Source organism: Mesorhizobium sp. M0761 (assembly GCF_040320205.1).
Classification (GTDB): domain Bacteria; phylum Pseudomonadota; class Alphaproteobacteria; order Rhizobiales; family Rhizobiaceae; genus Mesorhizobium.
The window spans coordinates 422802-447429 of sequence record NZ_JAMYPF010000003.1 but is presented as its reverse complement, the minus strand read 5'-3'; the positions used below and the strand labels follow the sequence as shown (position 1 = coordinate 447429).

Sequence of the window (24628 nt, the reverse complement as noted above, 5' to 3'; positions counted from 1 at the left end):
GAGAACACGTCTTCGATCGGCATCAGGAACGGCTTGTCCAGCGGACGAACCGGCGTCGGGATATAGGCATCGACCGCAGCCATCAACTCGCGGATCGCATCTTCGCCGATGGTCTTGTTGGAATCTTCCAGAGCAGCCAGCGCCGAACCCTTGACGATCGGAATGTCGTCGCCGGGGAACTCGTTCTTCGACAGAAGCTCGCGAACCTCGAGCTCGACCAGTTCGAGCAGCTCGGCATCGTCGACCTGGTCGACCTTGTTCAGGAACACCACGATCGACGGCACGCCGACCTGACGGGCAAGCAGGATGTGCTCGCGGGTCTGCGGCATCGGGCCGTCGGCGGCCGACACCACCAGGATCGCGCCGTCCATCTGCGCAGCGCCGGTGATCATGTTCTTCACATAGTCGGCGTGGCCGGGGCAGTCGACATGGGCGTAGTGGCGCGCTGCCGTCTCGTATTCGACGTGCGCCGTCGAAATGGTGATGCCGCGGGCCTTCTCTTCGGGCGCCGCATCGATCTGGTCGTAGCGCTTGTACTCGCCAAAATACTTCGTGATCGCCGCCGTCAGCGACGTCTTGCCATGATCGACGTGGCCAATCGTGCCAATGTTCACATGAGGCTTGTTACGCTCGAATTTACCTTTTGCCATAGTCTCTTTCCTTGGACGGCCTTGACCTTCAGTTCAGTCGAATGCGGGGCGATTAGCGACTACGGCCGAAAAACACAAGTGCCTTGTGGCCGGGTGCGCTGTCCACTCGGTGCGAACCGATGATCCGATTGCGGGGATGTGGCGCTGATATAGGAACGCGCGAACGGAAATGAAATGGGGGCTGCGGGCTCCAGCACCTGTTTGCTATTCCCGCCCATGTCCTGTCCCGCCCATGTCCTGGCCTTTGCCTGCCGGATGTGCAGCCGGCGCCTGGCCCATTGCCGCTGCGGCGGCGGTCTGATTTGGTTGCCCCATGCAATTCATACCGACCTCCATACGCGGCCCGCTGTTCATGATCGTTTCGACGGGGTCGTACCTCGTCAACGACACGATGATGAAGCTCGCCACAGCGGGATTGCCGTCCTATGAAGTGCTGTTCCTGCGCGGGGTCGCGGCCACGCTATGGGGCATGCCGCTGCTGTTCCTGCTGGGCTATCGCAGGCAGATCCCTTTGATCTTCGACAAACGCGTGCTGCGCCGCAACCTGCTCGAGCTGGCGGCCATCCTTTGCTACGTCGTGGCGCTGGCCAACATGCAGATCGCCGATTCGACCGCGCTCGGGCAGATCACCCCGCTTTTGATGCTGGTCGGCTCCTCCATCCTGTTCGGCGAACGGATCGGCGGCGTGCGCATGGCGCTGATCGGGCTCGGCTTCATCGGTGCGCTTATGGTGGCCCAGCCGACCATGCAGGGCATCTCGGTCTATGCGTTGCTGGCGCTCGGCAACGCGGCATTGGCGGCGGCACGCGATCTTGCCGGCAGGCGGGTCGCGGCCGAGGTGCCGGGCATGATCGTCGCCATTTCCGCCATCGTGGTGGTGCTGATCGGCGCGGGCGCCGCGCATCTCGTTTCCGAGCGCTGGGTGATGCCGGAAGCCCGGCACCTGCTGCTCATGGCCGGCGCCGGATTCTTCCTGATCTTCGGCCATTTCTTCATCTTCATGGCCTATCGCGTCGGTCCGACCGGCGTGGTGGCGCCGTTCTACTACTGCTTTACCGTCTGGGCGGTCATCTCAGGCGTGCTGGTATTCGGGCAGTTCCCGAATGCCCTGGCGGTCTGCGGCATCCTGCTGGTGGTCGCGAGCGGGCTGACCATCGTCTCGCTTGATGAACGCAAACGCAGGCTGACCGTCGTCGCCTGACCTTCAAGTCAACGCGTCGAAGCAGGTTTGGCCGACCTGCGGTCGGCCAGTCGGCAGACTGGCGCCTAAAGCGTTCGCTTGCCGGAGAACTGGTGATAGGCCCACAGCACGACCACCGCGCCGATAATGGCGACGATCAGGCTCCAGATGTTGAGGCCGGTCACACCCGTGGCGCCAAAGGCGCTGAAGATCAGCCCTCCGACGATGGCGCCGACAATGCCGAGCACGATATCCATGATCAGGCCCTGGCCGGTCTTGTTGACGATCTTGCTGCCGATAAAGCCGGCGATGACGCCGAGGATGATCCAGCTGATAATGCCCATTTTTCCTCTCCATTCCCCGCCCGCCGATCATGGTCACATGATTGTCAAAAGCTCAAGCCAACTTGAATTTCCGCCCGCATGCTCCATTGTAGCCGGCGGGACGGGCTTGGTCGTTATGGAGGATTGACCTATGGGACTCTTTGACAACGCCGTACCCGGCGGCAACATCACCAAACCGCTGATGATCGCGCTCGGCGCGCTGCTGGTGGGAAAGATGCTGAGCGGCAGAAGCGCCGAACAGACGAGTGCCGAAGAGACGGGCGAGCCCGCCCAGCCTCAAACGCCAGCCCCCACCGGAACCACGGCCTCAGGCGATGGCGGCCTGCTTGGCGGACTGGGCGGACTGCTCGACAAGCTCAAGAATGCCGGCCAAGGCAATGTTGCTGACTCATGGGTCGGCACCGGGCAGAACCAGCCGATCAACGCCAATGATCTGCGCAAGGCGATCGGCCCGCAGGTCATTCGAGAGATCGCGCAAAGGACCGGACTGGACGAGCAGGAGTTGCTCAAGCAATTGTCCACAGCCCTGCCCGGCATTGTCGACAGACTGACGCCGAACGGACAGGTGCCGCAGCAACACCAGGTCGCGTCCGCTTTCAACAGCTAGACTTCTGCGCCTGCATCACGCGCAAACACGCCCAGCACCGCCTTGCGGCTGTCGGGCGTTGCTCCGACCAGCGCGGCGAACCGCCTGGCAGTCGACGCATCGACCGGCGTGTAGACGGAAACCGAGAAATCACTGTCGCGGCCGCCCGGCTGCAGCGTGGCGAAATCGAACGACATCGCGCCGGCGACAGGGTGCCGGATGGATTTCCGCCAGATCGGTGGCTCGGCGATGTCGCGGCTGTTCCAGCACGTGGCGAACGCTTCGCTTGCCGCTTCCAGTGACGAAACCAGCGCAGCCAGCACCGGATCGCGAGTCATGGCGACAGTGGCAAGCCGGAACTGCGCCGCCGCCGAGCGCGAAACCTCCGGCCAGTCGACAAAGCGCTGCCGCCATTCCAGGTCGAGAAACAGCCGGGCGAGCAGGCTGCCGGACCACTCATCATCCGTCTCGAAATCCCCGAGCAGCACCGCCGCCGGGTGGTTCCAGGCGACGACCTGCCAGTAGCGGTTGACGACATAGGCCGGGTGCGGCGCCAGCCCGTCGAGCAGGCTGAGCAACGGCGCGCTGGGCAGGCCTTGCGCGCCGAGCCGGTTTCGCCAATCGAGATCGGGCCGCGCCAATTGGAACAGATAAGCCTGCTCGGATCGGCTCAGCTTCAGCACCCGCGCCAGCGAGCGAAGCACCTTCGGCGATGCGTTCACCTCCCGCCCCTGCTCGAGCCAGGTGTACCAGGTGGTGCTGATCCCCGCCTCGGCGGCGACCTCTTCGCGCCTGAGGCCCGGTGCCCGGCGGCGGCCATTGGCGCCATCGACCCGCGGCAAGCGGTCCCGCCGCTCGCGCAGGAAGCGGGCAAGCTCATCGTGCCGTGGGCCGTCGTATGGCATGCAGTCACCTCCGATACCAGTATAAGCTATAGTCTTGTACTACTTTAAAGGAAAGCTAGGTTGCGGGCGATCGCAACATCAGCCCACGGGACTTCGACAATGAACGCGCTCAATGAAATCCGTCAGATCGACTACACCGTCATCTTCGCCCGCGACATGGCCGCCATGCGGCACTTCTACGGGGATGTGATGGAATTTGATCTGCAGCGCGAACTCGGCGACAGGTGGATCGAATATCGGGTCGGCCCGAACACGCTGGCCTTGACCAGCCTCGGCATGATGTTCAACGACACGCCGCAGCAGCGGGATGCGCTGTCGCTGCAGCTGGCATTCCGGGTGGCGCCGGAGATGGTCGCTGCTTGCGCCGAGGCGCTTCAGGCCAAGGGCGTGCAGCCGGTCCTGCCGCTCACCGACCAGGAATGGGGCCACAGGACAGTGTTCTTCCGCGATCCGGACGGCAACGTTGTCGAGATATTCGCTGAGATCTGATGCGGAGTGGGGAGTTTGGAGCGGGTAGCGGGAATCGAACCCGCATATTCAGCTTGGAAGGCTGCTGCTCTACCACTGAGCTATACCCGCATCGTCCTCAAGGTTCGCGGGCTGGCAGTGGTGGAGAGGGTTGGATTCGAACCAACGTAAGCTAAGCTAACGGATTTACAGTCCGTCCCCTTTAACCACTCGGGCACCTCTCCAGCCTGCCGTCGAAGCCTTGCAACGAGGCATTCTCGCCGATCAGGTCGAAACCAGGGTTTTGTCCGAAATCAGCGAAGCGCCTTATGGCGGCAAGGCCAGTGGGTGTCAACCGCACCGCAAGGCAAAATGCGCTGATTTTGACAGCCTGCCCGGCAAGCCGGCTTTCTGCCTGTATCCACAGCCCGGCGACGCGGCTATAGAAGCCGGCCATGAGCAATGACAACACGCCCAAGACCGCCAAAGACATCCATTACGCCAAGCTGCGTCGCGCCCATCGCGACGAGAAGGCCGGCGGCGCGCCCGCCTTCCGGCCGCGCCAGCCGGTGCCGCCGGGCGAAAACGCCGCCGACGGGCTGGTCAGGCTCTATGGCCTGCATACGGTGCGCGCGGCGCTCGACAATCCGCGGCGGAAGATCCGTAAAATGCTGGTGACGCGCAATGCCGCCGAGCGGCTGGCGATCGCCGACCTCGCCGCTTTGCCGTTCAAGGCCGAACTTGTCGAGCCCAAGGAGATCGACAAGATCACCGGTTCGGATGCCGTGCATCAGGGCGTGCTGATCGAAGCCGAACCGTTGAAGCCGAAACGCCTCGACACGCTCGGCGACACGAAACTGGTGCTGGTGCTCGACCAGGTCACCGACCCGCACAATGTCGGCGCCATCCTGCGCTCGGCGGTCGCCTTCGGCGCCGGTGCGCTGATCACCACGGCCCGCCACAGCCCGCAGGAATCCGGCGTGCTGGCCAAATCCGCCTCCGGCGCGCTGGAACATATCGACCAGATCGAGGTGAAGAACCTCGCCGACGCGCTGGAACAGCTGCACGAAGCCGGCTTCCAGACCATCGGCCTCGATTCGGACGGGCCGGCCGAACTCGAAACGGGTTTTTCAGGCGAGAAGATCGCGCTGGTGCTTGGCGCCGAAGGCAAGGGCCTGCGCCAGAAGACGCGCGAGACGGTGACCACGCTCGCCCGCCTTGACATGCCCGGCGCCATCCGCTCGCTCAACGTGTCGAATGCGGCGGCGGTGAGCCTTTATGCGGCACGGAAATTCCTTGGAGGGTGAATGGTGAAATAGTGAATGGGAAAGCGTTCTTACCGTCACCATTCACCATTCACTATTCACCATTCACTATTCACCCACTTCATGCCCCGCCATCCGCTCCAGCGCCCGCACCAGCGCCGAATGATCCTCTTTCGCCCCGCCATTCGCCGCGCACGAGTTGAACAGCTGCTGCGTGGTCGAAGTATTCGGTAGCGAAACTCCGAGCGCCTTGGCGCCTTCCAGCGCCAGGCTGAGATCCTTCTGGTGCAGTTCGATGCGGAAGCCCGGCGCGAAGGTGCGCTTTATCATGCGCTCGCCATGCACCTCGAGGATGCGCGATGCCGCCAGCCCGCCCATCAGCGCCTGCCGGACCTTGGCGGGGTCGGCGCCGGCTTTTGCGGCAAAGACCAGCGCCTCGGCGACCGCCTCGATGGTCAGGGCCACGACGATCTGGTTGGCAACCTTGGTGGTCTGGCCGACGCCGTTCGGGCCGACAAGCGTGATGTTCTTGCCCATCTTTTCGAACACGGGCTTGGCGCGCTCGAACGCCTTGTCCTCGCCGCCGACCATGATGGTCAGCGACGCCGCCTTTGCGCCGACCTCGCCGCCCGACACCGGCGCGTCAAGATAGTCGCAGCCGAGATCGTTGATTTTCTTGGCGAAAACCTTGGTCTCGATCGGCGAGATCGAGCTCATGTCGATGACCAGCTTGCCCTTGCTCAGGCCGGAAGCGACACCGTTCTCGCCGAACAGCACCTCGGCTACCTGCGGGGTGTCGGGAACCATGGTGATGATGATATCCGCAGCCTTCGCCACTGCCGCGTGGCCGGTGATGCTTCTCAAGCCCTTGGCGACGAGATCGGCCGGCGGCTTCGAGCGGTGGTCGCTGGCAATGACGGCGTAGCCGGCATCCAGGAGATGCCCCGCCATCGGCGCGCCCATGATGCCAAGGCCGATGAAGCCGATGGTTTCCATTGTTGTCTCCTTCGTTGAGGCTGAGTTCCTTCGCGCCCCCCTCTGGCCTGCCGGCCATCTCCCCCACTTGTGAGGAGATTGGCAGTTCCGGCGCCTCGCTCACCCTGCAATGTTGGGAATTGACGAAAGCCGGGATGACGTCTGATCTTCCCACCTGTGGGGGAGATGGCCGGCAGGCCAGAGGGGGGCGCGAAGGAACGCGACTTCAATCGTAACAGCTAAGCCGCGGCACTCCCCTGCCCGTTAAGCTCCCGAAACCACCCCAGCCCAGCCTCCGTCCCCGCCTTCGGTTTGTATTCCGCTCCGACCCAGCCGGAATAGCCGATCCTGTCGATATGCTCGTAGAGGAAGGGATAATTGATCTCGCCCGTCCCCGGCTCGTGACGGCCGGGATTGTCCGCAAGCTGGATATGCGCGATGCGGCCGAGGTTGGCCTCGATGGTACGGGCGAGATCCCCCTCCATGATCTGCATGTGATAGATGTCGTATTGCAGGAACAGGTTCTTCGAGCCGACGCGGTCGATCATCGCCAGCGCATGGTTCGAATAGTTCAGGAAGAAGCCCGGGATATCGCGCGTGTTGATCGGCTCGATCAAAAGCCGGATGCCGGCCTGCTCCAGTTTCTCGGCTGCAAACGCCAGGTTTTCGGCAAAGGTATTTTCCAGCACCGAATGATCGACACCCTGCGGCGCGATGCCGGCGAGGCAATTGACCTGCTCGCAGCCCAGCGCATGGGCATAGCTGATCGCCTTGGCGATGCCTTGCCGGAATTCCGGCACGCGGTCGGGTAGCACCGCGATGCCGCGCTCGCCCTTGCCCCAGTCGCCGGCCGGCAGGTTGAAAAGCACCTGGTTCAGGCCGTTCTTCTTCAGCCGGGCCGCGACCACGTCAGGCGTATGATCATAGGGGCCGATATATTCGACGCCCTTGAAGCCGGCGCGGGCTGCGGCATCGAAACGATCGAGGAACTCATGCTCGCCAAAGAGCATCGACAGATTGGCTGAAAAACGCGGCATTCTTTTTCTCCTTCTTCTGCTTGGCCCTAGGCGTGTTGAGATTCAGGTCGGGCAGAGTCGAAAACGGTGACTTTCGAGAACCGGAGCGGAACGTACTTTCTGTACGTGAGCACCGGAAGCGCAGGAAGGCGCCGTTTGCAGGCCTGTCTCACCTGAATATCGGCGCGCCTAATCGAGCAACACAATCGCCGTCGGCGCATCCTCATGGCTTTCGGCAAGGTCCTCGAATTCGGTGATCTTGTCGATTTCCGTGCCCATGGAAATGTTGGTGACGCGCTCGAGGATGAATTCGAGCACCACCGGCACCTGGTATTCCTTCATCAGCCGCTGCGCTTCCTTGAACGCGCCGGCGAACTCTTCCGGTTTGCGCACCCGGACCGCCTTGCAGCCCATCGCTTCTGCGACCGCGACATGGTCGACGCCGTAGCCGGCCTCCGGATCGTTGGCGCGGTTGACGTTCTCGAAGGCCAGGCTCACCTCGAAATCCATCGCAAAACCGCGCTGCGCCTGGCGGATCAGGCCGAGATAGGCATTGTTCACGACGACATGGATATACGGCAGTTTGTGCTGTGCGCCGGCCGCCAGTTCCTCGATCATGAACTGGAAGTCGTAGTCGCCCGACAGCGCCACGATGGTGCGATCCGGATCGGCGGCGCGCACGCCAAGCGCTGCCGGCAGCGTCCAGCCGAGCGGGCCGGCCTGGCCGCAATTGATCCAGTTGCGCGGCTTGTAGACATGCAGGAACTGCGCCCCGGCGATCTGCGAGAGGCCGATCGTGGTGACGTAGGTGGTGTCACGGCCGAACGACTTGTTCATCTCCTCATAGACGCGCTGCGGCTTCAGCGGCACCTGCTCGAAATGCGTCTTGCGCTTCATCGTCTTCTTGCGGGTCTGGCATTCCTTCGCCCAGCCCGACCAGTCGCGCAGCTTTCCTGCCGTCTTCCATTCGGTGGCGACGTCGAGCAGCATCTTTAGTGCCGCACCGGCGTCCGAGACGACGCCGAGATCCGGCGCGAACACCCGGCCGATCTGGGTCGGTTCGATGTCGACATGGATGAATTTCTTGCCCTTGGTGTAGACATCGACCGAACCGGTGTGGCGGTTGGCCCAGCGATTGCCGATGCCAAAGACGAAATCGGCTTCCAACATCGTCGCATTGCCGTAGCGATGCGAGGTCTGCAGCCCGCACATGCCGGCCATCAGCCGGTGGTCGTCGGGGATCGCGCCCCAGCCCATTAGCGTCGGGATGACCGGCACGCCCGTTATCTCGGCAAATTCGATCAACAGATCCGACGCATCGGCGTTGATGATGCCGCCGCCGGCGACGATCAGCGGCTTTTCCGCGGCATTGAGCATCGCCAAGGCCTTTTCGGCCTGGGCGCGCGACATTGCCGGCTTGAACGGGACCAGCGGTTCATAGGCATCGATATCGAATTCGATCTCGGCCAATTGCACGTCGACCGGCAGGTCGATGAGCACCGGGCCCGGTCGCGACGAGCGCATCAGGTGAAATGCCTTCTGCAGCGCCATCGGCACGAGATAGGGCTCCATGACCGTGACCGCCCATTTGGCGACGGGTGCGGCTATGGCGGCGATATCGACCGCCTGGAAATCCTCCTTGTTGAGCCGTGCCCGCGGCGCCTGACCAGTGATGCACAGGATCGGGATGGAGTCCGCCGCCGCCGAATAGAGCCCGGTGACCATGTCGGTGCCGGCCGGGCCCGACGTGCCGATGCACAGCCCGATATTGCCTGATTTAGCTCTCGTGTAGCCCTCGGCCATATGCGAGGCCGCTTCGACATGGCGCGCCAGGATGTGGCGGATCGAGCCCCTCGCCTTCAGCGCCGAATAGAACGGATTGATCGCCGCGCCCGGCACACCGAAGCCGCAGGAAACGCCTTCCTTTTCGAGAACGAGAACCGCTGCATCTACAGCGCGCATCCTGGCCATGTCCAGCCTCCGCAAATTGTTGGTCGACCGACAATGCCAGTATGGTTTTCATTTTTCAATTTTTTCAGAATAATTTTTCATTTCTAGAAAACGGCTCCTGTCCACTGATTTCGCTGGCTTTTCCGTTTTTCATGAATCCGGGCACCAGAATCTGTGAAAAAGTTTTTCATTGCGATTTCGGCGAAACCGGCGACAATGCCGCCATGGAAACCAGCGAAAAACGCCAGCGCGGGCGGCCGCGCGCTTTCAACGGTCCGTCCGAGGCCGGTTCTGTACAGTCGCTGGACCGGGCTTTGCGCATCCTGGCCATCGTCGCCGAAGGCAGTGGCCTGTCGCTGAGCGAGATTTCGGCGCGCAGCGAGCTCGCAGCGTCCACCGCCTACCGCATGCTGACGACGCTGCAGAACCACGGCATGGTTGAATTCGATACATCGGACCAGTTGTGGTCGATCGGCGTCGAGACTTACCGCATGGGTGCCGCCTTCCTGCGCCGCCGCAAGCTGGTCGACCGGGCCCGCGTGGTCATGCAGGAATTGATGGAGAAGACCGGTGAAACCGCCAATCTCGGCGTCGCCGAGGACGATTGCGTCGTTTTCGTCAGCCAGGTCGAGACCCATCAGGCGATCCGCGCCTTCTTCCGCCCAGGCACGCGCAGCTCCTTCCATGCCTCGGGCATCGGCAAGGCGGTGCTGGCGCAGCTCGAGCCGGAACGCGTCGCCGCCATCCTGCGCAAGTCGGGCCTGCAGCGCTTCACCGACAAGACGCTGTCCGACATTTCGGCGCTGGCCCATGACCTGGCTGTCATCAAGCACCGCGGCTGGTCGGTCGACGACGAGGAGCGGCATCCCGGCATGCGCTGCGTGGCCGCCGCCATTTTCAACGAGTTCGGCGAGCCGATCGGCGGTGTCTCGGTCTCCGGACCGACGGTGCGGGTGACGATGGAGCGGCTGGACGAGATCGGGCCGCTGGTGCGCGACGCCGCCGCTGAGGTGACGAGGATGATCGGCGGGTTCCGATTATAATGCGGAGAACGCTTCAGCTTTTGCTCGCCGCTTCACTGTGCGGATGCGTGGCGACGGTGCCCGAACCCGCCCCTGTCTCCCAGCAAGTCAGCGAGATTCCGATCTCGCTCGCTTTGGAGGAGACAATCACGATCGGCATTCGCCAGCATTTGCAGGATCCTGTATCCGCCAAATTCGGGACGATGCGCGCCGGCGAGCGGACGCTCAACGGCCGCCGGGAAATCGTGGTCTGCGGCCATGTCGCCGCGAAGTCATCGTCCGGTGGTCATACAACAGACCAACCGTTCGCCGCCAAGATCTATCCGGATGAAGGAAGCAGCTTCGAACTCATCGCCATGGGCGATCAATCGCTGAATGCGAGCGGTGGTGTTGTCGGCACCTGCCATGCAGCCGGATTACCGATCTCCAAACCGTAGCTGACACTGCCACGCGCTCAAATGTAGGAAAGAGGGGCTGCGTACAGCCCCTCCTTCTTGTGGGGAGCCTCCTCTTAGAGGCGGCAATAGTGGCGGTAGCCGTCATAGCCGACATAGGTGTCGGAGTACGGATCGTAGCTGGCGTAGCGATTGGCGCAGCGGCGGACGTGCCAGGAACCACCCTCGTCGTCGACATAGACGGTGCGGGGCTGCTGGTTGAGCAGGCTGCCGAGCACGAAGCCGCCGACGCCGGCGGCGATGCCGATGCCGATTTCGCGGTTGTGGTGATGGCTGTGGGCGGCCGAGGGCTGGACGGTGCCGACCAGCGAGGTGGCGGCGACGGTGCTGGCGATGAGGGCAGAAGCGATTTTGCGCGTGAACATGACGATCTCCTTGTTTCGTTGCGAGAGGCGATCCATCCGCCTCTTGATCATCTGTCGTTTCGGCGCGGAAAAAGGTTCGAAAGAATTTGGGATTTTCTTGAAGGCCGGAAATCAGCCGATGGAAACCAAGATCTGATCGATCGAGCGCTCAACGCAAAAAAGGGCGGCCGAAGCCGCCCTTCCGCGAGGCAGGTCGTCTCGCTCAAAGGAAGATGATCACCTTGCCGTGGTGATGATGATGCTTGTGGTGATGGTGCTTGTGTTGATGGTTCCACCACCAAGAGGGCTTGTCGTGGTGCTTGTGATGGTGGTGATGATGGCTGTGAGCGGAGGACGACTGCACGGTACCGGCGAGCGCGCCGGTGGCGACGAAGATGGCGACCAGGCCCGAAGTAAGACTGCGCTTCAACATGATGATCTCCTTGATCGAGGCGACCATTCGCCTCTGGAGATCAGTCGCGGTGACGTGGTGAAAGGTTCGAGGTTTTGAGCGAGTAGTGAGTAGTCAATGGTCCGAAAGGCGTTCGCCCATTCACCATTCACCATTCATCCCCATCCCAGTCACATGCCGCAGCCAAAACGCCATCGCGATAAAACCGACGATGGCGGCGATGCCGGTCCAGTCGACATTGGCGCTCTTCACGTCCCTGATGAGCTTTACCGCAAGCAGCCAGGCAATGACGACAAGCGGCAGGATGATGACAAGTCTGATCATGCGACACCCCGTTCGATGCGTTTGCACCTGAGAGATATGTAGGGATCGCATTGGCGGTTTTCAGCATGGCGGCCCGCCCACCTCGGCGGGGTCCATTAGCGATCGAAAACGGAGTTTTGTCTTTACTGGCGCACGAAATATGCTAACCGGAGCGCCGTGCCCTTGTAGCTCAGCTGGTAGAGCAGCGGTTTTGTAAACCGAAGGTCGGCGGTTCGATTCCGTCCGGGGGCACCACCCTTCGCTCTTCGAGCTTCGGGTGGCAGGCCACTCGAAGCTCGTTAGTCGAAGGAGGACTGCCGACGGTTCTATTCGGCGGAGCTGGCAGCACGACATCAGGCCAACTCGCAGCCGTCGGACCTTCTAGGAAAATGTGGCAGCCTGTATGGCTGCCGTATCGCCGAACGTGTTCCTCACCCTAACCGACCTGTAGACGTAGGCGGCCCAGATCCCTGTGACTATGAAGGATGCCAAAGGTGTAACCAGAGCCCCTCCGGCAAGCAAACGGTTTACCGGGACACCAAGCACAGTCGATATCCAAACTGTGTCCAGTACGAATAAGAGAGGGATCGCGAACCACAGACATATGAACAGCTGCGGAAAGCGGTGGCTTCGCCGCAGCATCGAAACAAGCACGACCAGCTGAAGCACCAGAAATGCCAGATTGAGGGCTGCCTCGCCATAGATGGCCAAGGCCCCGTTGGGCACTGTAACAAGCTGTTGGTAGGTTTTGACCAGACTGGCCATATCGACAAGTGTGCGCAACGGCGAAAGGGACAGGCTGATCGCCAGCAGGATCAGCCAGCCGCCGAACCCCACGAGGTCATCTGGGCTCTGTGACGATTTGCGCGACGACCGGACGGCGAAGAAAACCGGCACGCCAATCAGCAACAGAAGTATCGCCCAATGCCACATTTACCCACCCTCGAATACATCCCTGGGTTGTTTAGCTCGCACCTCTGGATTGTGCAAGCGTTTTTACAGAGATCAAGGCATCGTAGAGATTTTCGGGTTTAGGTTTGCAGAGGACGCTTTCGTCGCTCGCAATGGCCGCATCTCACCCCAAGTCAAAATGCCGCGGAAAGGCCTGGTGCAGCAGGAGCAGCATGGTCTTGCGCAGCACGTCGGTGTCGCGGCTGGACGGGTTGAGATGGTCCCAATACCAGGCGCCATGCACCAGATAGTTCAGGCTCTCCGACAGCGTGTCTATGTCGACGCCGGTGTAACCGCCGCTGCGTGAAATCTCGATCAGCAGCTCGCGCGCTTCGGCCGTGTAGGCGAGATCGCTCGGCAGGCCGATTTCATTGTAGATCTGCATGCTCTTGCGGTCGCTGGAAAACACGACGAAGACCGAGACCCATTTCGGATGCTGCCGGGCAAAGCGCTGCGCGCAATCGACCGCGCCCAACACCCGCTCGACCGGCGACAGGCCGGGCGCCCGCACCAGCGTCAGCCACAGCGCGTCATATTGGTCGCTGAGATATTGCAGGACGGCCCGGAACAGGTTCTCCTTGCTGCGAAAATGAAAGACCACCAGTGCGTTGGACGAGCCGACATGCTCGGCAATGCGCTGCATGGTGACGCTGGCCAGCCCCTCCTCCGCGATGAGCTCGATGGTGGCGTCGATGATGCGCTGGACGCTCGCTTCGCCGCGCTCGCGCCGGCGGTCCTTGGGCGCGGCGTCGTTCGCCGCACCCTTGGCCGCCTTGCTTTTTCCCGCATCCGGAGTGGCTATGCGTTGCGCCATTGTCGTCAGGCCTTTCCCCGGCGGCCGAAACATCCCGCCGCTGCCTTGGCATGCCGGCGCCCTGCGGACTCACAGCGCCGGGCGTGTCCCGGCATTCGTGTACCACTGACCACGAGCCATCTCATAGGCCATACCCGCCCGGAACACGTCGGCGTCGCTATAGGTGCGGCCGACAATCTGGATGCCGGTGGGCACGCCATTGACGGCGCGGCCCGACGGCACGGACAGAACCGGGCAGCGGCTCAGCATGTTGAACGGCGTCGTCATCACCCAGCCCAGCGACGGGTTCACCTCTCGTCCATTGATCTCGACCTTGCCTTTGGTCTGATCGAATTCCGCCGGCACTGCGGGAAGCGCATTGGTCGGGCAGATCAGCACATCGTATTTTTCCAGCAACGGCCCCAGCGTCTGGTACATCCTGGCCGCCACGTCCAAAGTTGCGACAAAGTCCGTGGCCTTCGACTTCTGGCCGTCCTGCGCAAACTGCCTGGCATAGCTGGTCATGTCCTTGCCGTGCTTGGCGAGCAGCGGCGACAGCGAGGCGCCGAAGAGATGTTCGAGATAGGCCATGCCGGCCTTGAGCACCTCGTCGCCCCAGCCGAGGTCCACCTCCTCGACGGTGGCGCCGAGCGAGCGGAACACATCGCAGGCAGCGAGCGTGTTCTTGCGCACGTCCGCATCCACCTCGAAGGACCCGAGATCCATGGAGAATGCGATCTTCCAACCCTTGATCGGCTTGTAGTCGAGCGGCAGGCGCAGTTTCGGGCGCAGCGTGGCGATGTCGAGCGGGCTCGGCCCGGCCATGACGTTCTGCAGCAGGATCGCATCCCCGACGTTTCGGGCCAAGGGCCCGGTGTGGCAGTAGAAATCGAGATTGAACGGCGGCTCATCGGGATTGCGGCCGTAAGGCGGCTTGAAACCGACCAGGCCGCAGGCCGAGGCAGGGATGCGGATTGAGCCCGCTATGTCCGAGCCGGTTGCGATCGACGACGTGCCGGAGGCCAGCGTTGCCGCCGAACCGCCCGACGAACCGCCCGGCGTGAAATCCGGGTTCCAGGGGTTGCGCGTGACGCCCCAGCGCTTCGACCAGGTATAACCGGCGCAGCTGAATTCGGGCGTCGCGGTGCGGGCGTGGACGATGCCGCCGGCCTTCATGACACGCTCGTTCATGGTCGAGGTATGGCCGCCAATGGCGTCCCCGGACAGCAGCGAGCCATGCGAGGTCGGCTTGCCCTTGATGTAGCTCTCATCCTTGATGCCGATCGGCAGGCCCTCGAGCGCGCCGGTCCTGGCGCCTCTGGCGTATTTCGCCTCGGCTTTTCTGGCGAGATCCATCGCCTCGTCGAAATGCGTGAAGGTGAGGCAGTTGATCGTCGCCTTGGTTGCCTCGGCGCGGCGGATGGTGGCCTGCATCAGTTCCAGAGGCGACAGTTTCTTCGCCTTGAACAGCCGCAACGCCTCGCTGGCCGGCATGTAGCAAAGGTCGAGATCGGACATAAAAAATCTCCCGCGGCGGCTTTACGGCATCTGGCATTGGGGATGGCCGAGCCGCGATGCGCGGCCCGATGTTGGTCAGCTTCGGCCGGCGGCGCTGCTATTTCTGCAGATCGGTCCAGATCCTGGTGTAGAGCGCCTGGACGTCGGCGGGACAGGCCGACATGAATTGGCCCTTGTCGGCAAATTCGGCCGGAACATCCACTTCGGGCGCGCCCTTCATATCGGCCGGCAGGAAGGGCTCGGAGCCCTTGATGCCATTGGCGTAGTGCGCGAAGGCCGAGATCATCGCTGCATTCCTGGGGTCCATGATGAAATTCTGGAAGAGCTTGGCGTTCTCGACGTTCTTGGCATCCTTGAGCACCGCGACACTGTCCATCCAGATTGGAAAGCCCTCCTTGGGATAGCCGTAGACGATCTTGTCGTTCTCCAGCCGCTCGCGCAGCGATATGCCGTTCCAGTTGACGCCGGCGGCAATGTCGCCCCTGCCGAGACCGTCGACGGCCGCATAGTCGAGCGACAGCCATTTCGCTTTCGCCTCGATGAGCTTGTCATGCACCTTTTTCAAAAGCACCTTGTCGTCGGTGCAGTACTTACCGCCCTCATAGGCAATGGCGAGGAACATGATGTCTCCCATTTCGGGCACGACATTGATCTTGCCCACGAGTTCCGGCGGTGGATCGAGGAAAATCGCCGAGGTGTTCGGATCGCCCGCATAGACCGATTTGTTGACCGAGATGCCGGTCGTGCCCCATTGCCACGGCACCGAATATTTGCGGCCGGGGTCGAACGGCACGTCGACCCATCTCGGATCGACGTTTCTAAAGTTCTCCATCGTGTTGGGATCGGTTTCCAAGAGCAGGCCTTCGCTGATCCAGATCGGCATCACGCTGGCCGATGGAACGACGATGTCATAGCCGGAAGCGCCCTGGCGGACCTTGGCCAGAGCCGTATCGTTGGAGTCGTAGTCGGTGACGGTAACCTTGACCTTGTAGGTTTCCTCGAACTTCTTGATCAGGTCCGGGCTGGTGTAGTTGCCCCAATTATAGATTTGGAGTTCGCCCTCGGCGCGGGCAATGCCGGTCATCGCCAGCAGCGACAGGCCGAGCGCCGTGGCGGTCGATATCAACTGCATGCTTGTGTCTCCCATTGTTGGGACCGGCGGGATTGCGCCTCGAGTCCCTAAGTTCCCTTCGTCCTGGTGATCATTCACCGGCGAATGCCGGCTGACCAACTCGGTATCTCGGGCAACGGTATTAATTACTAAACATACAGTCAATATCTTTTAGCGACAAAACTGCATCATCGGCACCGGCAGTGCGCCGGCGAAGCCGACATGATATGGTCAAGGTTGGGCCATGATGAATTGGGGCAAGCCGTGGCGTGAGCGCCGCAGCCTGCAGGGCTTGGATCACGGTCATGCGCCTTTTTCTGGCGGTCGTGCTGCTGATGACCATGGCGCTCTTCTCCGCTGCGCGCGGCGAAGAGCGGATAGCGCTGGTTGTCGCCAATCCGGCCTCTGAGGGCTCACCGGCAATCGCCAACGCCGACCTCAGTGCCGAACTCGTTGCAGCGACGCTTCGATCGCTTGGCTTCACCGTCCGGCAGGTGTCGGATGGCGACCGCGCCGATGTCGCGCGCGCCATGCATGATTTCGCCCAATCCCTGGCCAATCCGGACTCCGTCGGCATCTTCTACTATGTCGGCCACACCGCGCAGGCCAACGGCAGGAACTATTTACTGACGCGCGGCACCCGGATCGATTCAAAGGAAACGGTCGACCAGACGGCATTGCCCCTCGATCTGTTCATGCAGGCGCTCGAGGCAACCCCGACATTGAAGGTGGTTCTGCTCGACAATCCCGGCGATGGCCACAACCCTACTTCCGGCGTGATGCAGGGTCTGGCGGCGGTCGATCCCCTCACCCACGCCATCGTCGCTCTGTCGGCCAAACCCGGAACCGTTGCACTGGACGAAGCCCGCCCCGTCACCGTATTTGCCGATGCGCTCACCGCTGCGCTGGTCAAGCGCGGCGCGGACATAGCCATCATCCTCGCCTCGGTCAGGCAAACCACTATCGACAAAACGTCAGGCGCCCAGTGGCCATGGATGGCATATGGCCGCTCGGCAGACGCTGCCTTTGTGCTGACGCCGGACCAGGTGGCCGGCGCGGCACCGGCGCTGCCGCTTGTGCCGGAACCGGCACCGCCGGCGATGGCGAGCGGCGGCTACATCTCCGGGAGTGGCGGTTGGGAGCCTGATGGCAGCGACTACGCCGATGGCAGCGGTCAGGAGCCCTACCCCATGGACGTTGCACCGGGCTCCGGCAGTCCCGATGCCGCGATGGGCGACAGCGCCAAGGAGGCGGCGCTCTACGAGGAATACAAACGCCAGGAACAGCAGCGCCAATTGCAGGAAGAGCAGGCTCGGCAACGATACGAAGAGGAAAAGCAACGTCTTGAAGACGCAGCTGTGGCCGCTGCCCAGAACAATCTCGGCGGGACCTATCCGCAGGATGGCGGAGCCACCGGCGCCGAACCGCCCCCCGATAAGGCAGGGATCCCCCCTGAGGACGGCATGACATCGGCCCCGCCACCCGCGACCGGCGCCGAAAGTCCGCCGGAGGCGCAGGCGCCACCGAAACCAGCGCCGCCGCCCATCGACCAGGCGCAAAGCCCTCCTTCCGGCGGCGCCCTTCCACAACCCGAGACGGGCGCTGTCGAGGTGGTGCGCCATCCAACCATCGATGCGCCGGATGAGATTGTCGCCGGCGAGACGGTGACCGTTTCGATCGCTCTGACCGAGGAGCAATTGACGCCCGAAGTGAAGGTAAAGGCAGCGCCGGGCTCGTCGGCGACAGAAGATGGCGCCCTGGCCATGGCGATGCCGGCGGGAGCCGAGCAATGGCCGATCGACATCGATCTGTTCGCCTCCGGCTTCGATCTCACCGACGGCGGCAAATGGAGCCGGCAAACGACGCTCTACCGCCAGGGCGACAGCGACTTCGTCCGCTTCGACGTCAAGGCGCGGCCGACCGCCAACGACAGCAAGCCGTCCCAGTTCATCGCACGCATCTACAGCGCCGGGAGGTTCCTCGGATCGGCGTCGCGGTCCGTTGTCATCCGTCGCACGGCGCCTGTCGAGGCAGCCGCTCGGAGCGCCGCAGCCGAACGCTCCGCAGCACCTGCCATGCTGATGCTGGCCGCAGCGCCGCCGCAGCCGGCGGTAACTGGCAATGTGACGCTCGGCGGCGCAGCCGGCGATGACGTTCCCGATCTCGACGTGACCATCCTCTATGACGATCCGAGCGGGCTGGGTTCGGGGCAGATCATCATCCATTCGCCGCATCTGGCCGGTCCGGTGACCGATACGTTCTCGACGCCACCTGAGATGGCGGCATGGCTGGACTCCGAATACCGCCGCCTGCTGCAGCTCGGATTGAGCCTGCGCGGCGCCGTTTCGCTGCAGCAGCCTGCCGCAAGCAGCGATACGGGGGCGCAAAAGCGCTTTGTCACGCTCGCCGCCGAAGGTTTTGGCGATGCGCTCTACCGCGACTATGTGCCGAAACCGTTCAAGGACGTGTTCTGGTCGCTGCGCGGCAAAGGCGAACTCCATTCAATCCAGATCACCTCGAACAGCCCGACGCTGCCCTGGGAATTGATCCGCCCGCGCAGCGCCGACGGCGCCGTCGCCGACGGTTTTCTCGGCATGGGCTACCGGCTGGCGCGCTGGGCTCCGCGCAGCAGTGCCTCACAGGTCGACAACCCGCTCGACCGCATGACCTTCACCGGCGTCGCGGCCGTCGCGCCCTCCTATCTCGACAAGCGCTCGCTGCGCTTTCAGCAGGACGAGATCGCGGCGCTGAGCAAGCTTTACGGCTACCGCCGCTTCGATGGCGATTTCACCTCTTTCGAGAAACTGGTCGGTGAAGTCTCGACCGGTTTCATTCATTTCTCCGGTCATGGCGAGGTCAACCAGCCGAGCAGTGGCCGGCCGGTCTTTGCCATCGATCTCGTCGACCAGTCGCTCGACCCCGATACATGGGCCGCGCTGGTCGCGGCCGCGCATGGCAAGGGCAATCCGTTCTACTTTTTCAACGCCTGCGACACCGGCCGTTCGCAGATGCTCGGCGGCTTCGTGCAGGGCTGGGGTCCGGCGGTGCTGGCGGGCGGCGCTTCCGGCTTCATCGGCGGCATGTGGCCACTGACCGACCGCGCGGCAGCGGCCTTCTCGACCGATTTCTATGGCGGCATCAGCACGCGGATCAAGGACGGGCCGGTCTATCTGGCCGAGATCCTGCAGGATGTCCGCAGAGAATTCTACCGGACCGGCGATCCGACCTATCTCGCCTACACATTCTACGGCAACGCCAATCTGAGGATTGTCGGGCAGTAGGCGACGGATCGTCGTTGGCGGATTGGCTTCGCCTACAATGCGTTTTGCGGGCATGGCACGCCGGCGCCGCCGCAGCGTGAGGCCATCGGCCTGGAGCTCATGTCTTCGGACTGCCGCACAAGCTCCGCAAAGAGAAGGGCGAAACTTCCCATCACAAGGAAGACGATAATCAGGCGTGTCACCGGCAATAGACAGGTCTCGACTGGCTAGCCCCCCAGCCACCCATCCTCTGTCGGCTAACATGATCGATCAGGCTTTACGAGTGCTTAAGCTCGCACTTAACCATCACATTCGCCGTTCCGGCGACATGAAGCGCGAGCCGCCGATTTCGTTTCGCCGCGGCCGCAACTGGCCCGGACGATGCCTCCCTTTGCAGATGCGCTTGCCCATGCTACCCCACGCAACCGCCGCCGACCGCCATCGGCCGACCGCCATCGGAATGTCATGAGCAAAGCCAATCTCGCCTTCGTCTCCTCCGACACTGCCGATGCCAAGGCGGCGATGGAGAGCCTGTCGGCCCGCTATGGCCAGGCATCCTTCGACGACGCCCAGGTGGTGGTGGCACTGGGTGGCGACGGCTTCCTGCTGCAGACCTTGCGCGACACGATGAGCACGGGAAAGAAGGTCTACGGCATGAACCGTGGCACCATCGGCTTCCTGATGAACGAGTACCGCGTCGGGGGCCTCACCGAGCGCATCGCGGCCGCCGTCGCCGAAACGATCCGCCCGCTGGAAATGCTGGCGTTGACGCATGAGGGCGAGACGGTTTCGGCACTCGCCATCAACGAGGTGGCGCTGTGGCGTCAGTCCTACCAGACGGCAAAGATCCGCATCACCGTCGACGAGCAGGTCCGCATCGAGGAACTGAACTGCGACGGCGTGATGATCGCGACGCCGGCCGGCTCCACCGCGTACAATCTTTCGGCGCACGGGCCGATCCTGCCGCTGGATGCGCCGTTGCTCGCGCTGACCCCGGTCAGCCCGTTCCGGCCGCGCCGTTGGCGGGGTGCCTTGTTGTCAAACAAGGCGACCGTACGCTTCGATATTCTGGAGTCGGAAAAGCGCCCGGTGAACACCGCCGCCGACCACACCGAGGTCAAGGCGGTGGCTTCCGTAACGGTCCGCGAATCGCCGACTGCGACGGCAACGCTGCTGTTTGATCCCAACCATTCGTGGAACGAACGCATTCTCGCCGAGCAGTTTCGCTATTGAGCCGGCGCAAAGAGTGACTACCTAATTAAGCATCGCGATTAAGCTTACGTTTTCACAATCGTGCCAATCCCGCCCGTTTCTGTTGACAAATCGCGGGCTTGCGCCTAATCGCAATACCAATCTTGCAGGCACGCTGTGCTTGCCGCGACGGATGCCGTTGCGCTTCCCCGAACCAGCCAAAGACAGCAACTCTTGTCCTCAGACACCACGACCGCTCTAGAAGCGTTGACCTTTTCAGACCTCGGCCTGTCGCCCAAGGTCCTTTCCGCAGTCACCGATGCGGGCTACACCGTGCCGACGCCGATCCAGGCTGGCGCCATCCCGCATGCCTTGCTCGGCAAGGATATTCTGGGCATAGCACAGACCGGCACCGGCAAGACGGCTTCCTTCGTGCTGCCGATGCTGACCCGCCTCGAAAAAGGCAGGGCCCGTGCCCGCATGCCGCGCACGCTGATCCTCGAGCCGACGCGCGAGCTCGCCGCGCAGGTCGAAGAGAATTTCATCAGATACGGCAAGAACCACAAGCTCAACATCGCGCTGCTGATCGGCGGCGTCTCCTTCGACGAGCAGGACAAGAAGCTGGAGCGCGGCGCCGACGTGCTGATCGCCACGCCCGGCCGTCTGCTCGATCACCGCGAGCGCGGCAAGCTGTTGCTCAACGGCGTCGAGATCCTCGTCATCGACGAGGCCGACCGCATGCTGGACATGGGCTTCATCCCCGACATCGAGCGCATCTGCGAGATGATCCCGTTCACCAGGCAGACGCTGTTCTTCTCAGCGACCATGCCGCCGGAGATCACCAAGCTCACCGAGAAATTCCTGCATGCGCCGGTGCGCGTCGAGGTGTCCAAGGCGGCATCCGCTGCCACCAACATCATCCAGCGCCTGGTCAAGTCCGGCTCCAAGCCGTGGGACAAGCGCGAGACGCTACGCAATCTGATAAAGGCCGAAGACGCCGAGCTGAAGAACGCTATCATTTTCTGCAACCGCAAGGTCGAGGTCGCGGAGCTGTTCCGCTCGCTGTTGAAGTATGACTTCGACGCCGGCGCCCTGCATGGCGACATGGACCAGCGCGCCCGCATGCAGATGCTGGCCAATTTCCGCGATGGCAAATTGCGCTATCTCGTGGCGTCCGACGTCGCTGCGCGCGGCCTCGACATTCCCGACGTCAGCCACGTCTTCAACTACGACGTGCCGATCCACGCCGAAGACTATGTCCACCGCATCGGCCGCACCGGCCGCGCCGGACGCTCGGGCAAATCCTTCACCATCGCCACCAAGTCCGACACCAAATACATCGACGCCATCGAGCGGCTGATCGGCAACAAGATCGAGTGGCATGACGGCGACCTGTCGACCGTGGTCGCCAGCGAAGGCGGCGAGGACGAAGCGCCCCGCCGTGGCCGTGGCGCTCCGCGCCGCGCCGGCCGCAAGGACGAGGACCGCAAGGTCCATGATCGCAAGGACGGTGGCGAGCGCAAGCCGCGCGAACGCCATGCCAAGCGCAGCGACGACGCGCCGGCGGCAGATGCCGCACGCGAGGAACAGCCGGCGGTAGCCGAGGCCGCGGTCGCCGACATCGGCGAACGGCATCAGCGCAAGGAAGCGATTCGCTCCGAAAACAGCGACCGCAAGGTCTCCGATCGCAACAACGAGAACCGTGCCCCGGAACGCGGCGACACAAGGCCGCAGCGCGCCAGCGGCAACAGCCGCCCTGCCCGCGGCAACAACCGCGGTGAAGACAATGACGGCACCGTCGGCTTCGGCGACGACATGCCGGCCTTCATGAAGATCGTCGCCAAGGTCTGATCCCATGAGCCGCGGCGTCCCGAGGACGCGCGGCTTGCCTGGACGCGACGGGGATGTGAGATCTGGAGCCCGCTCCAGGATCGGCGCCATGCGCGGTAACTGCAAAACAGGCTCGATCTACCCGATCGCTTCCGGTCTGGAGGCTTAAATAGCCCGTCGATGCTACAGGCTTTTCAGTTCCAGGCGGGATGCCAATAAATCCAGAAACGCCCGAACCTTGGCCGAAGATGACCGGCCTTCCTGCCACAAGGCATGGATCGGCACCGGTGCCGGCTCGAATTCCGTCAAAACCAGTTCGACGAGACCGTCGTCGACCAAATGTCTTATCTGCCACAGAGGCGAGAAGCCCAAACCCAGTCCGTGGATTGCGGCGGCATAGACCGAGGTCATCAGATTGGAGCGAAAAGTGCCTGCGACCTTCACGGTCCGGGGTTTCCCGTCGATCTGAAACGTCCATTCACCTGGACGCTCGTTAGCGGTTCTGATGATGCAACTGTGCTCACTCAGCTGGAAGGGATGGGCCGGCCGGCCACACCGCGCGAAATAGGAAGGCGCGCCGAACACAACGCGCCGCAACGCCCCCAGGCGTTTGGCTTTCAATTTGGAATCCGGCAAATCGCCGATGCGTATTGCCAGGTCGAGACCTTCGGCGCCAAGATCGGCAAATCCATCGGAAAGTTGAAGATCGACCTCGACCCGGGGAAATGTCCGCATGTATTCCGCGATGACAGGCATCAGGACGTTCGGGCCAAACAGAACCGGCGCCCCGATGCGCAGGACGCCTGCCGGCTCCGATCGTTGATTGATCGCCTGAAGTCTTGCGTCGTTTATTTCGTCAACCGCGGGTTTGATCCGGTTGAAAAAGGCTGCTCCGACTTCACTCGGTGTCGAGCGACGCGTTGTCCTGTGGATCAGCTCGACGCCGACTGATTCCTCCAGTGCCGCCAGGGACCGGCTGACCGACTGCAGCGAGCGGTTCAGCCGATGTGCGGCAGTCGTCAGACTTCCATGCTCGACGATCGCGATGAAAGCCTCGAAATCGTCCATCCGGCTCATGTATTCTCCCGATCTTCGACATAATATATCGCAAAAACGGGTAATTGTAACGACAATTGCGACGTCGTACCTCTCTGCAAGTTGTCCCGCGAGGACAGGCTTGATGGAAGGGAATCGTCATGCAAGTAGCCAATCCAACTGTTCTGGTCGTTGGTGCCACAGGCCGAGTTGCGGGACTTGTCGTGCCTGAACTTGTCCGACGCAATGCCAATGTTCGAGCGCTCGTTCGCGACCCTGCGAATGCCGAAAAGGCCAGGAAGCTAGGGGCATCCGAGGTTGCGACAGGAGATTTGCGAAATCGTCAGAGCCTCGAAAGGGCGGTCGAGGGCGTCGACGGCGTCTTTCACATTGGGCCGGCTTTTGCTCCCGATGAAGCAGCCATGGGCGTTGCCATGGTTGAGGCCGCCACGCGAGCAGGAGTTCGAAAGTTCGTCTTCTCGTCGGTGATCCAGCCTACCAATACGCGACTGAAGAACCATGCCAGCAAGGTGCCTGTCGAGGCTGCTCTCTACTCGACAACGATGGAATATACGATTCTGCACCCTGCCAATTTCATGCAGAACCTCGCAGCGGCCTGGCCGTCCGTCGTTGAACATGGTGTTTTCTCGGAACCGTTTCCAAAGACGGCGAAGCTGGCCCGCGTCGACTACCGCGATGTCGCTGAGGTGGCGGCGATCGCCCTAACCGAAGCGCGATTGTCCTACGCGACCCTCGATCTGTGCGCTGACGGCATGCACAGCCGGGAAGACATCGTTGCGATGATGAGTGAGGAACTTGGCCGACCCATCTCTTCTGGTGAGCCGACATTTGGCGAGTGGGCGGCCGAGGCACGCCTTCCCTACAATGAGCGCCAAATGCAGGTGCTGGCCAAAATATACGCCCACTACGCCCACTATGGCCTTGGTGGGAACAGTCTGACATTGCGCGCCGCCCTGGGCCGCGAACCGCGTTCGTTGCGCGGCTTTATTCGAAACCTTGCCCAGCAAATGGCGCAGGCCGCCTGACTGCGCCCAGCCGCGCATACTTCCACTTTTCGAGAAGGA

The 24628-nt window shown here is 62.5% G+C and carries 25 protein-coding genes and 3 tRNA genes; 11 read left to right on the top strand and 17 right to left on the bottom strand.

Features of this window, described 5'->3' with window-relative positions:
* Nucleotides 1–650 (bottom strand): GTP-binding protein (locus tag NKI32_RS07500; protein ID WP_353002420.1); only part of this gene is annotated, 650 nt, incomplete at its 3' end.
* Nucleotides 651–963: 313 nt separating this feature from the next.
* On the opposite strand from NKI32_RS07500, the gene NKI32_RS07495 reads away from it, so the two are divergent.
* Nucleotides 964–1851 carry a DMT family transporter gene (locus tag NKI32_RS07495; protein ID WP_352513690.1) on the top strand — a complete coding sequence of 296 codons (888 nt, stop codon included), beginning with the start codon at nt 964–966 and terminating at the stop codon, nt 1849–1851.
* 65 nt (nt 1852–1916) lie between these two features.
* Here NKI32_RS07495 and NKI32_RS07490 read toward each other — a convergent pair whose 3' ends face one another.
* Entirely contained in the window at nt 1917–2174 is a 258-nt protein-coding gene (locus NKI32_RS07490) for a GlsB/YeaQ/YmgE family stress response membrane protein (protein ID WP_023688411.1), read from the bottom strand.
* A gap of 130 nt (nt 2175–2304) precedes the next feature.
* On the opposite strand from NKI32_RS07490, the gene NKI32_RS07485 reads away from it, so the two are divergent.
* On the top strand, nt 2305–2781 hold the full coding sequence (locus NKI32_RS07485; protein ID WP_352513689.1) for a YidB family protein: 477 nt from the start codon (nt 2305–2307) through the stop codon (nt 2779–2781).
* Here the strand turns inward: NKI32_RS07485 and NKI32_RS07480 are convergent.
* Nucleotides 2778–3665: a helix-turn-helix transcriptional regulator gene (locus tag NKI32_RS07480; protein ID WP_352513688.1), complete on the bottom strand. Its 888-nt coding sequence runs from the start codon at nt 3663–3665 to the stop codon at nt 2778–2780. The two genes, NKI32_RS07485 and NKI32_RS07480, sit on opposite strands and share 4 nt — an antisense overlap.
* 99 nt (nt 3666–3764) lie before the next feature.
* Here NKI32_RS07480 and NKI32_RS07475 point away from each other — a divergent pair, with 99 nt between their 5' ends.
* Nucleotides 3765–4154 carry a VOC family protein gene (locus NKI32_RS07475; RefSeq protein WP_023688409.1) on the top strand — a complete coding sequence of 130 codons (390 nt, stop codon included), beginning with the start codon at nt 3765–3767 and terminating at the stop codon, nt 4152–4154.
* Nucleotides 4155–4170: 16 nt separating this feature from the next.
* Here the strand turns inward: NKI32_RS07475 and NKI32_RS07470 are convergent.
* The 3 genes from NKI32_RS07470 to NKI32_RS07460 form a co-directional block, all read right to left on the bottom strand.
* Nucleotides 4171–4244, bottom strand: a tRNA-Gly gene (locus tag NKI32_RS07470).
* Between the two features lie 28 nt (nt 4245–4272).
* Nucleotides 4273–4357: transfer RNA gene (locus NKI32_RS07465), tRNA-Tyr, on the bottom strand.
* On the bottom strand, nt 4336–4569 hold the full coding sequence (locus NKI32_RS07460; protein ID WP_352740108.1) for a hypothetical protein: 234 nt from the start codon (nt 4567–4569) through the stop codon (nt 4336–4338). Before NKI32_RS07460 ends, NKI32_RS07465 begins: the two co-directional genes overlap by 22 nt.
* Here NKI32_RS07460 and rlmB point away from each other — a divergent pair.
* Nucleotides 4568–5419: a 23S rRNA (guanosine(2251)-2'-O)-methyltransferase RlmB gene (gene rlmB, locus NKI32_RS07455; RefSeq protein WP_353002417.1), complete on the top strand. Its 852-nt coding sequence runs from the start codon at nt 4568–4570 to the stop codon at nt 5417–5419. The genes NKI32_RS07460 and rlmB overlap by 2 nt on opposite strands.
* A gap of 66 nt (nt 5420–5485) precedes the next feature.
* Here rlmB and NKI32_RS07450 read toward each other — a convergent pair whose 3' ends face one another.
* The 3 genes from NKI32_RS07450 to gcl all read right to left on the bottom strand — a co-directional run bounded on the left by NKI32_RS07450 (nt 5486) and on the right by gcl (nt 9339).
* On the bottom strand, nt 5486–6373 hold the full coding sequence (locus tag NKI32_RS07450) for a 2-hydroxy-3-oxopropionate reductase (protein ID WP_027050438.1): 888 nt from the start codon (nt 6371–6373) through the stop codon (nt 5486–5488).
* Nucleotides 6374–6591: 218 nt separating this feature from the next.
* A complete protein-coding gene (gene hyi, locus NKI32_RS07445; RefSeq protein WP_023688406.1) occupies nt 6592–7389 on the bottom strand; it encodes a hydroxypyruvate isomerase in 798 nt (265 codons plus the stop codon).
* A gap of 168 nt (nt 7390–7557) precedes the next feature.
* Entirely contained in the window at nt 7558–9339 is a 1782-nt protein-coding gene (gene gcl / locus NKI32_RS07440) for a glyoxylate carboligase (protein WP_027050436.1), read from the bottom strand.
* A gap of 203 nt (nt 9340–9542) precedes the next feature.
* On the opposite strand from gcl, the gene bhcR reads away from it, so the two are divergent.
* Nucleotides 9543–10361, top strand: a complete 819-nt coding sequence (gene bhcR / locus NKI32_RS07435) for an HTH-type transcriptional regulator BhcR (RefSeq protein WP_023681470.1) — start codon at nt 9543–9545, stop codon at nt 10359–10361.
* Between the two features lie 47 nt (nt 10362–10408).
* Nucleotides 10409–10777 (top strand): hypothetical protein, encoded by a 369-nt coding sequence (locus NKI32_RS07430; protein ID WP_352987210.1) that lies wholly within the window; start codon nt 10409–10411, stop codon nt 10775–10777.
* 74 nt (nt 10778–10851) lie between these two features.
* Here NKI32_RS07430 and NKI32_RS07425 read toward each other — a convergent pair whose 3' ends face one another.
* The 3 genes from NKI32_RS07425 to NKI32_RS07415 all read right to left on the bottom strand — a co-directional run bounded on the left by NKI32_RS07425 (nt 10852) and on the right by NKI32_RS07415 (nt 11875).
* A complete protein-coding gene (locus tag NKI32_RS07425; RefSeq protein ID WP_023667455.1) occupies nt 10852–11160 on the bottom strand; it encodes a BA14K family protein in 309 nt (102 codons plus the stop codon).
* A gap of 202 nt (nt 11161–11362) precedes the next feature.
* Nucleotides 11363–11572 (bottom strand): hypothetical protein, encoded by a 210-nt coding sequence (locus NKI32_RS07420; protein ID WP_023688402.1) that lies wholly within the window; start codon nt 11570–11572, stop codon nt 11363–11365.
* Nucleotides 11573–11692: 120 nt separating this feature from the next.
* Nucleotides 11693–11875 carry a hypothetical protein gene (locus NKI32_RS07415; protein WP_023667458.1) on the bottom strand — a complete coding sequence of 61 codons (183 nt, stop codon included), beginning with the start codon at nt 11873–11875 and terminating at the stop codon, nt 11693–11695.
* 158 nt (nt 11876–12033) lie between these two features.
* Between NKI32_RS07415 and NKI32_RS07410 the strand changes: the two genes are divergently transcribed.
* A tRNA-Thr gene (locus tag NKI32_RS07410) sits at nt 12034–12109 on the top strand.
* A 126-nt stretch (nt 12110–12235) separates the two neighbouring features.
* On the opposite strand, the gene NKI32_RS07405 is transcribed toward NKI32_RS07410, so the two are convergent.
* From NKI32_RS07405 to NKI32_RS07390, 4 genes are all read right to left on the bottom strand, one after another.
* Entirely contained in the window at nt 12236–12763 is a 528-nt protein-coding gene (locus tag NKI32_RS07405; protein ID WP_245260196.1) for a DUF2569 family protein, read from the bottom strand.
* A gap of 166 nt (nt 12764–12929) precedes the next feature.
* Nucleotides 12930–13619 carry a TetR/AcrR family transcriptional regulator gene (locus tag NKI32_RS07400; RefSeq protein ID WP_023688400.1) on the bottom strand — a complete coding sequence of 230 codons (690 nt, stop codon included), beginning with the start codon at nt 13617–13619 and terminating at the stop codon, nt 12930–12932.
* A gap of 69 nt (nt 13620–13688) precedes the next feature.
* Nucleotides 13689–15116 carry an amidase gene (locus tag NKI32_RS07395; RefSeq protein WP_353002414.1) on the bottom strand — a complete coding sequence of 476 codons (1428 nt, stop codon included), beginning with the start codon at nt 15114–15116 and terminating at the stop codon, nt 13689–13691.
* 97 nt (nt 15117–15213) lie between these two features.
* On the bottom strand, nt 15214–16248 hold the full coding sequence (locus tag NKI32_RS07390; protein WP_353002412.1) for an extracellular solute-binding protein: 1035 nt from the start codon (nt 16246–16248) through the stop codon (nt 15214–15216).
* A 284-nt stretch (nt 16249–16532) separates the two neighbouring features.
* On the opposite strand from NKI32_RS07390, the gene NKI32_RS07385 reads away from it, so the two are divergent.
* The 3 genes from NKI32_RS07385 (at nt 16533) to NKI32_RS07375 (ending at nt 22529) form a co-directional block, all read left to right on the top strand.
* Complete coding sequence (locus tag NKI32_RS07385; protein ID WP_353002410.1) at nt 16533–19508, top strand: caspase family protein; 2976 nt, start codon at nt 16533–16535, stop codon at nt 19506–19508.
* A gap of 444 nt (nt 19509–19952) precedes the next feature.
* Entirely contained in the window at nt 19953–20720 is a 768-nt protein-coding gene (locus NKI32_RS07380; protein WP_023681482.1) for an NAD kinase, read from the top strand.
* Between the two features lie 192 nt (nt 20721–20912).
* Nucleotides 20913–22529 carry a DEAD/DEAH box helicase gene (locus NKI32_RS07375; protein ID WP_031201721.1) on the top strand — a complete coding sequence of 539 codons (1617 nt, stop codon included), beginning with the start codon at nt 20913–20915 and terminating at the stop codon, nt 22527–22529.
* A 162-nt stretch (nt 22530–22691) separates the two neighbouring features.
* Here the strand turns inward: NKI32_RS07375 and NKI32_RS07370 are convergent, their stop codons facing one another.
* The gene (locus NKI32_RS07370; RefSeq protein ID WP_023715781.1) at nt 22692–23585 is read right to left on the bottom strand and encodes a LysR family transcriptional regulator; all 894 of its coding nucleotides are present in this window, start codon (nt 23583–23585) and stop codon (nt 22692–22694) included.
* Between the two features lie 119 nt (nt 23586–23704).
* On the opposite strand from NKI32_RS07370, the gene NKI32_RS07365 reads away from it, so the two are divergent.
* Nucleotides 23705–24589 carry an NmrA/HSCARG family protein gene (locus tag NKI32_RS07365; RefSeq protein ID WP_023741410.1) on the top strand — a complete coding sequence of 295 codons (885 nt, stop codon included), beginning with the start codon at nt 23705–23707 and terminating at the stop codon, nt 24587–24589.
* Nucleotides 24590–24628 lie beyond the last annotated feature (39 nt).

Excerpts from the sequence above, each read along its gene's own strand:
- NKI32_RS07495 (WP_352513690.1), top strand. The coding sequence starts at position 964 with ATGCAATTCATACCGACCTCCATACGCGGCCCGCTGTTCATGATCGTT.
- NKI32_RS07490 (WP_023688411.1), bottom strand. The coding sequence starts at position 2,174 with ATGGGCATTATCAGCTGGATCATCCTCGGCGTCATCGCCGGCTTTATC.
- NKI32_RS07485 (WP_352513689.1), top strand. The coding sequence starts at position 2,305 with ATGGGACTCTTTGACAACGCCGTACCCGGCGGCAACATCACCAAACCG.
- NKI32_RS07480 (WP_352513688.1), bottom strand. The coding sequence starts at position 3,665 with ATGCCATACGACGGCCCACGGCACGATGAGCTTGCCCGCTTCCTGCGC.
- NKI32_RS07475 (WP_023688409.1), top strand. The coding sequence starts at position 3,765 with ATGAACGCGCTCAATGAAATCCGTCAGATCGACTACACCGTCATCTTC.
- rlmB (WP_353002417.1), top strand. The coding sequence starts at position 4,568 with ATGAGCAATGACAACACGCCCAAGACCGCCAAAGACATCCATTACGCC.
- NKI32_RS07460 (WP_352740108.1), bottom strand. The coding sequence starts at position 4,569 with ATGGCCGGCTTCTATAGCCGCGTCGCCGGGCTGTGGATACAGGCAGAA.
- NKI32_RS07450 (WP_027050438.1), bottom strand. The coding sequence starts at position 6,373 with ATGGAAACCATCGGCTTCATCGGCCTTGGCATCATGGGCGCGCCGATG.
- hyi (WP_023688406.1), bottom strand. The coding sequence starts at position 7,389 with ATGCCGCGTTTTTCAGCCAATCTGTCGATGCTCTTTGGCGAGCATGAG.
- gcl (WP_027050436.1), bottom strand. The coding sequence starts at position 9,339 with ATGGCCAGGATGCGCGCTGTAGATGCAGCGGTTCTCGTTCTCGAAAAG.
- bhcR (WP_023681470.1), top strand. The coding sequence starts at position 9,543 with ATGGAAACCAGCGAAAAACGCCAGCGCGGGCGGCCGCGCGCTTTCAAC.
- NKI32_RS07425 (WP_023667455.1), bottom strand. The coding sequence starts at position 11,160 with ATGTTCACGCGCAAAATCGCTTCTGCCCTCATCGCCAGCACCGTCGCC.
- NKI32_RS07420 (WP_023688402.1), bottom strand. The coding sequence starts at position 11,572 with ATGTTGAAGCGCAGTCTTACTTCGGGCCTGGTCGCCATCTTCGTCGCC.
- NKI32_RS07415 (WP_023667458.1), bottom strand. The coding sequence starts at position 11,875 with ATGATCAGACTTGTCATCATCCTGCCGCTTGTCGTCATTGCCTGGCTG.
- NKI32_RS07400 (WP_023688400.1), bottom strand. The coding sequence starts at position 13,619 with ATGGCGCAACGCATAGCCACTCCGGATGCGGGAAAAAGCAAGGCGGCC.
- NKI32_RS07395 (WP_353002414.1), bottom strand. The coding sequence starts at position 15,116 with ATGTCCGATCTCGACCTTTGCTACATGCCGGCCAGCGAGGCGTTGCGG.
- NKI32_RS07390 (WP_353002412.1), bottom strand. The coding sequence starts at position 16,248 with ATGCAGTTGATATCGACCGCCACGGCGCTCGGCCTGTCGCTGCTGGCG.
- NKI32_RS07385 (WP_353002410.1), top strand. The coding sequence starts at position 16,533 with ATGCGCCTTTTTCTGGCGGTCGTGCTGCTGATGACCATGGCGCTCTTC.
- NKI32_RS07380 (WP_023681482.1), top strand. The coding sequence starts at position 19,953 with ATGAGCAAAGCCAATCTCGCCTTCGTCTCCTCCGACACTGCCGATGCC.
- NKI32_RS07370 (WP_023715781.1), bottom strand. The coding sequence starts at position 23,585 with ATGAGCCGGATGGACGATTTCGAGGCTTTCATCGCGATCGTCGAGCAT.
- NKI32_RS07365 (WP_023741410.1), top strand. The coding sequence starts at position 23,705 with ATGCAAGTAGCCAATCCAACTGTTCTGGTCGTTGGTGCCACAGGCCGA.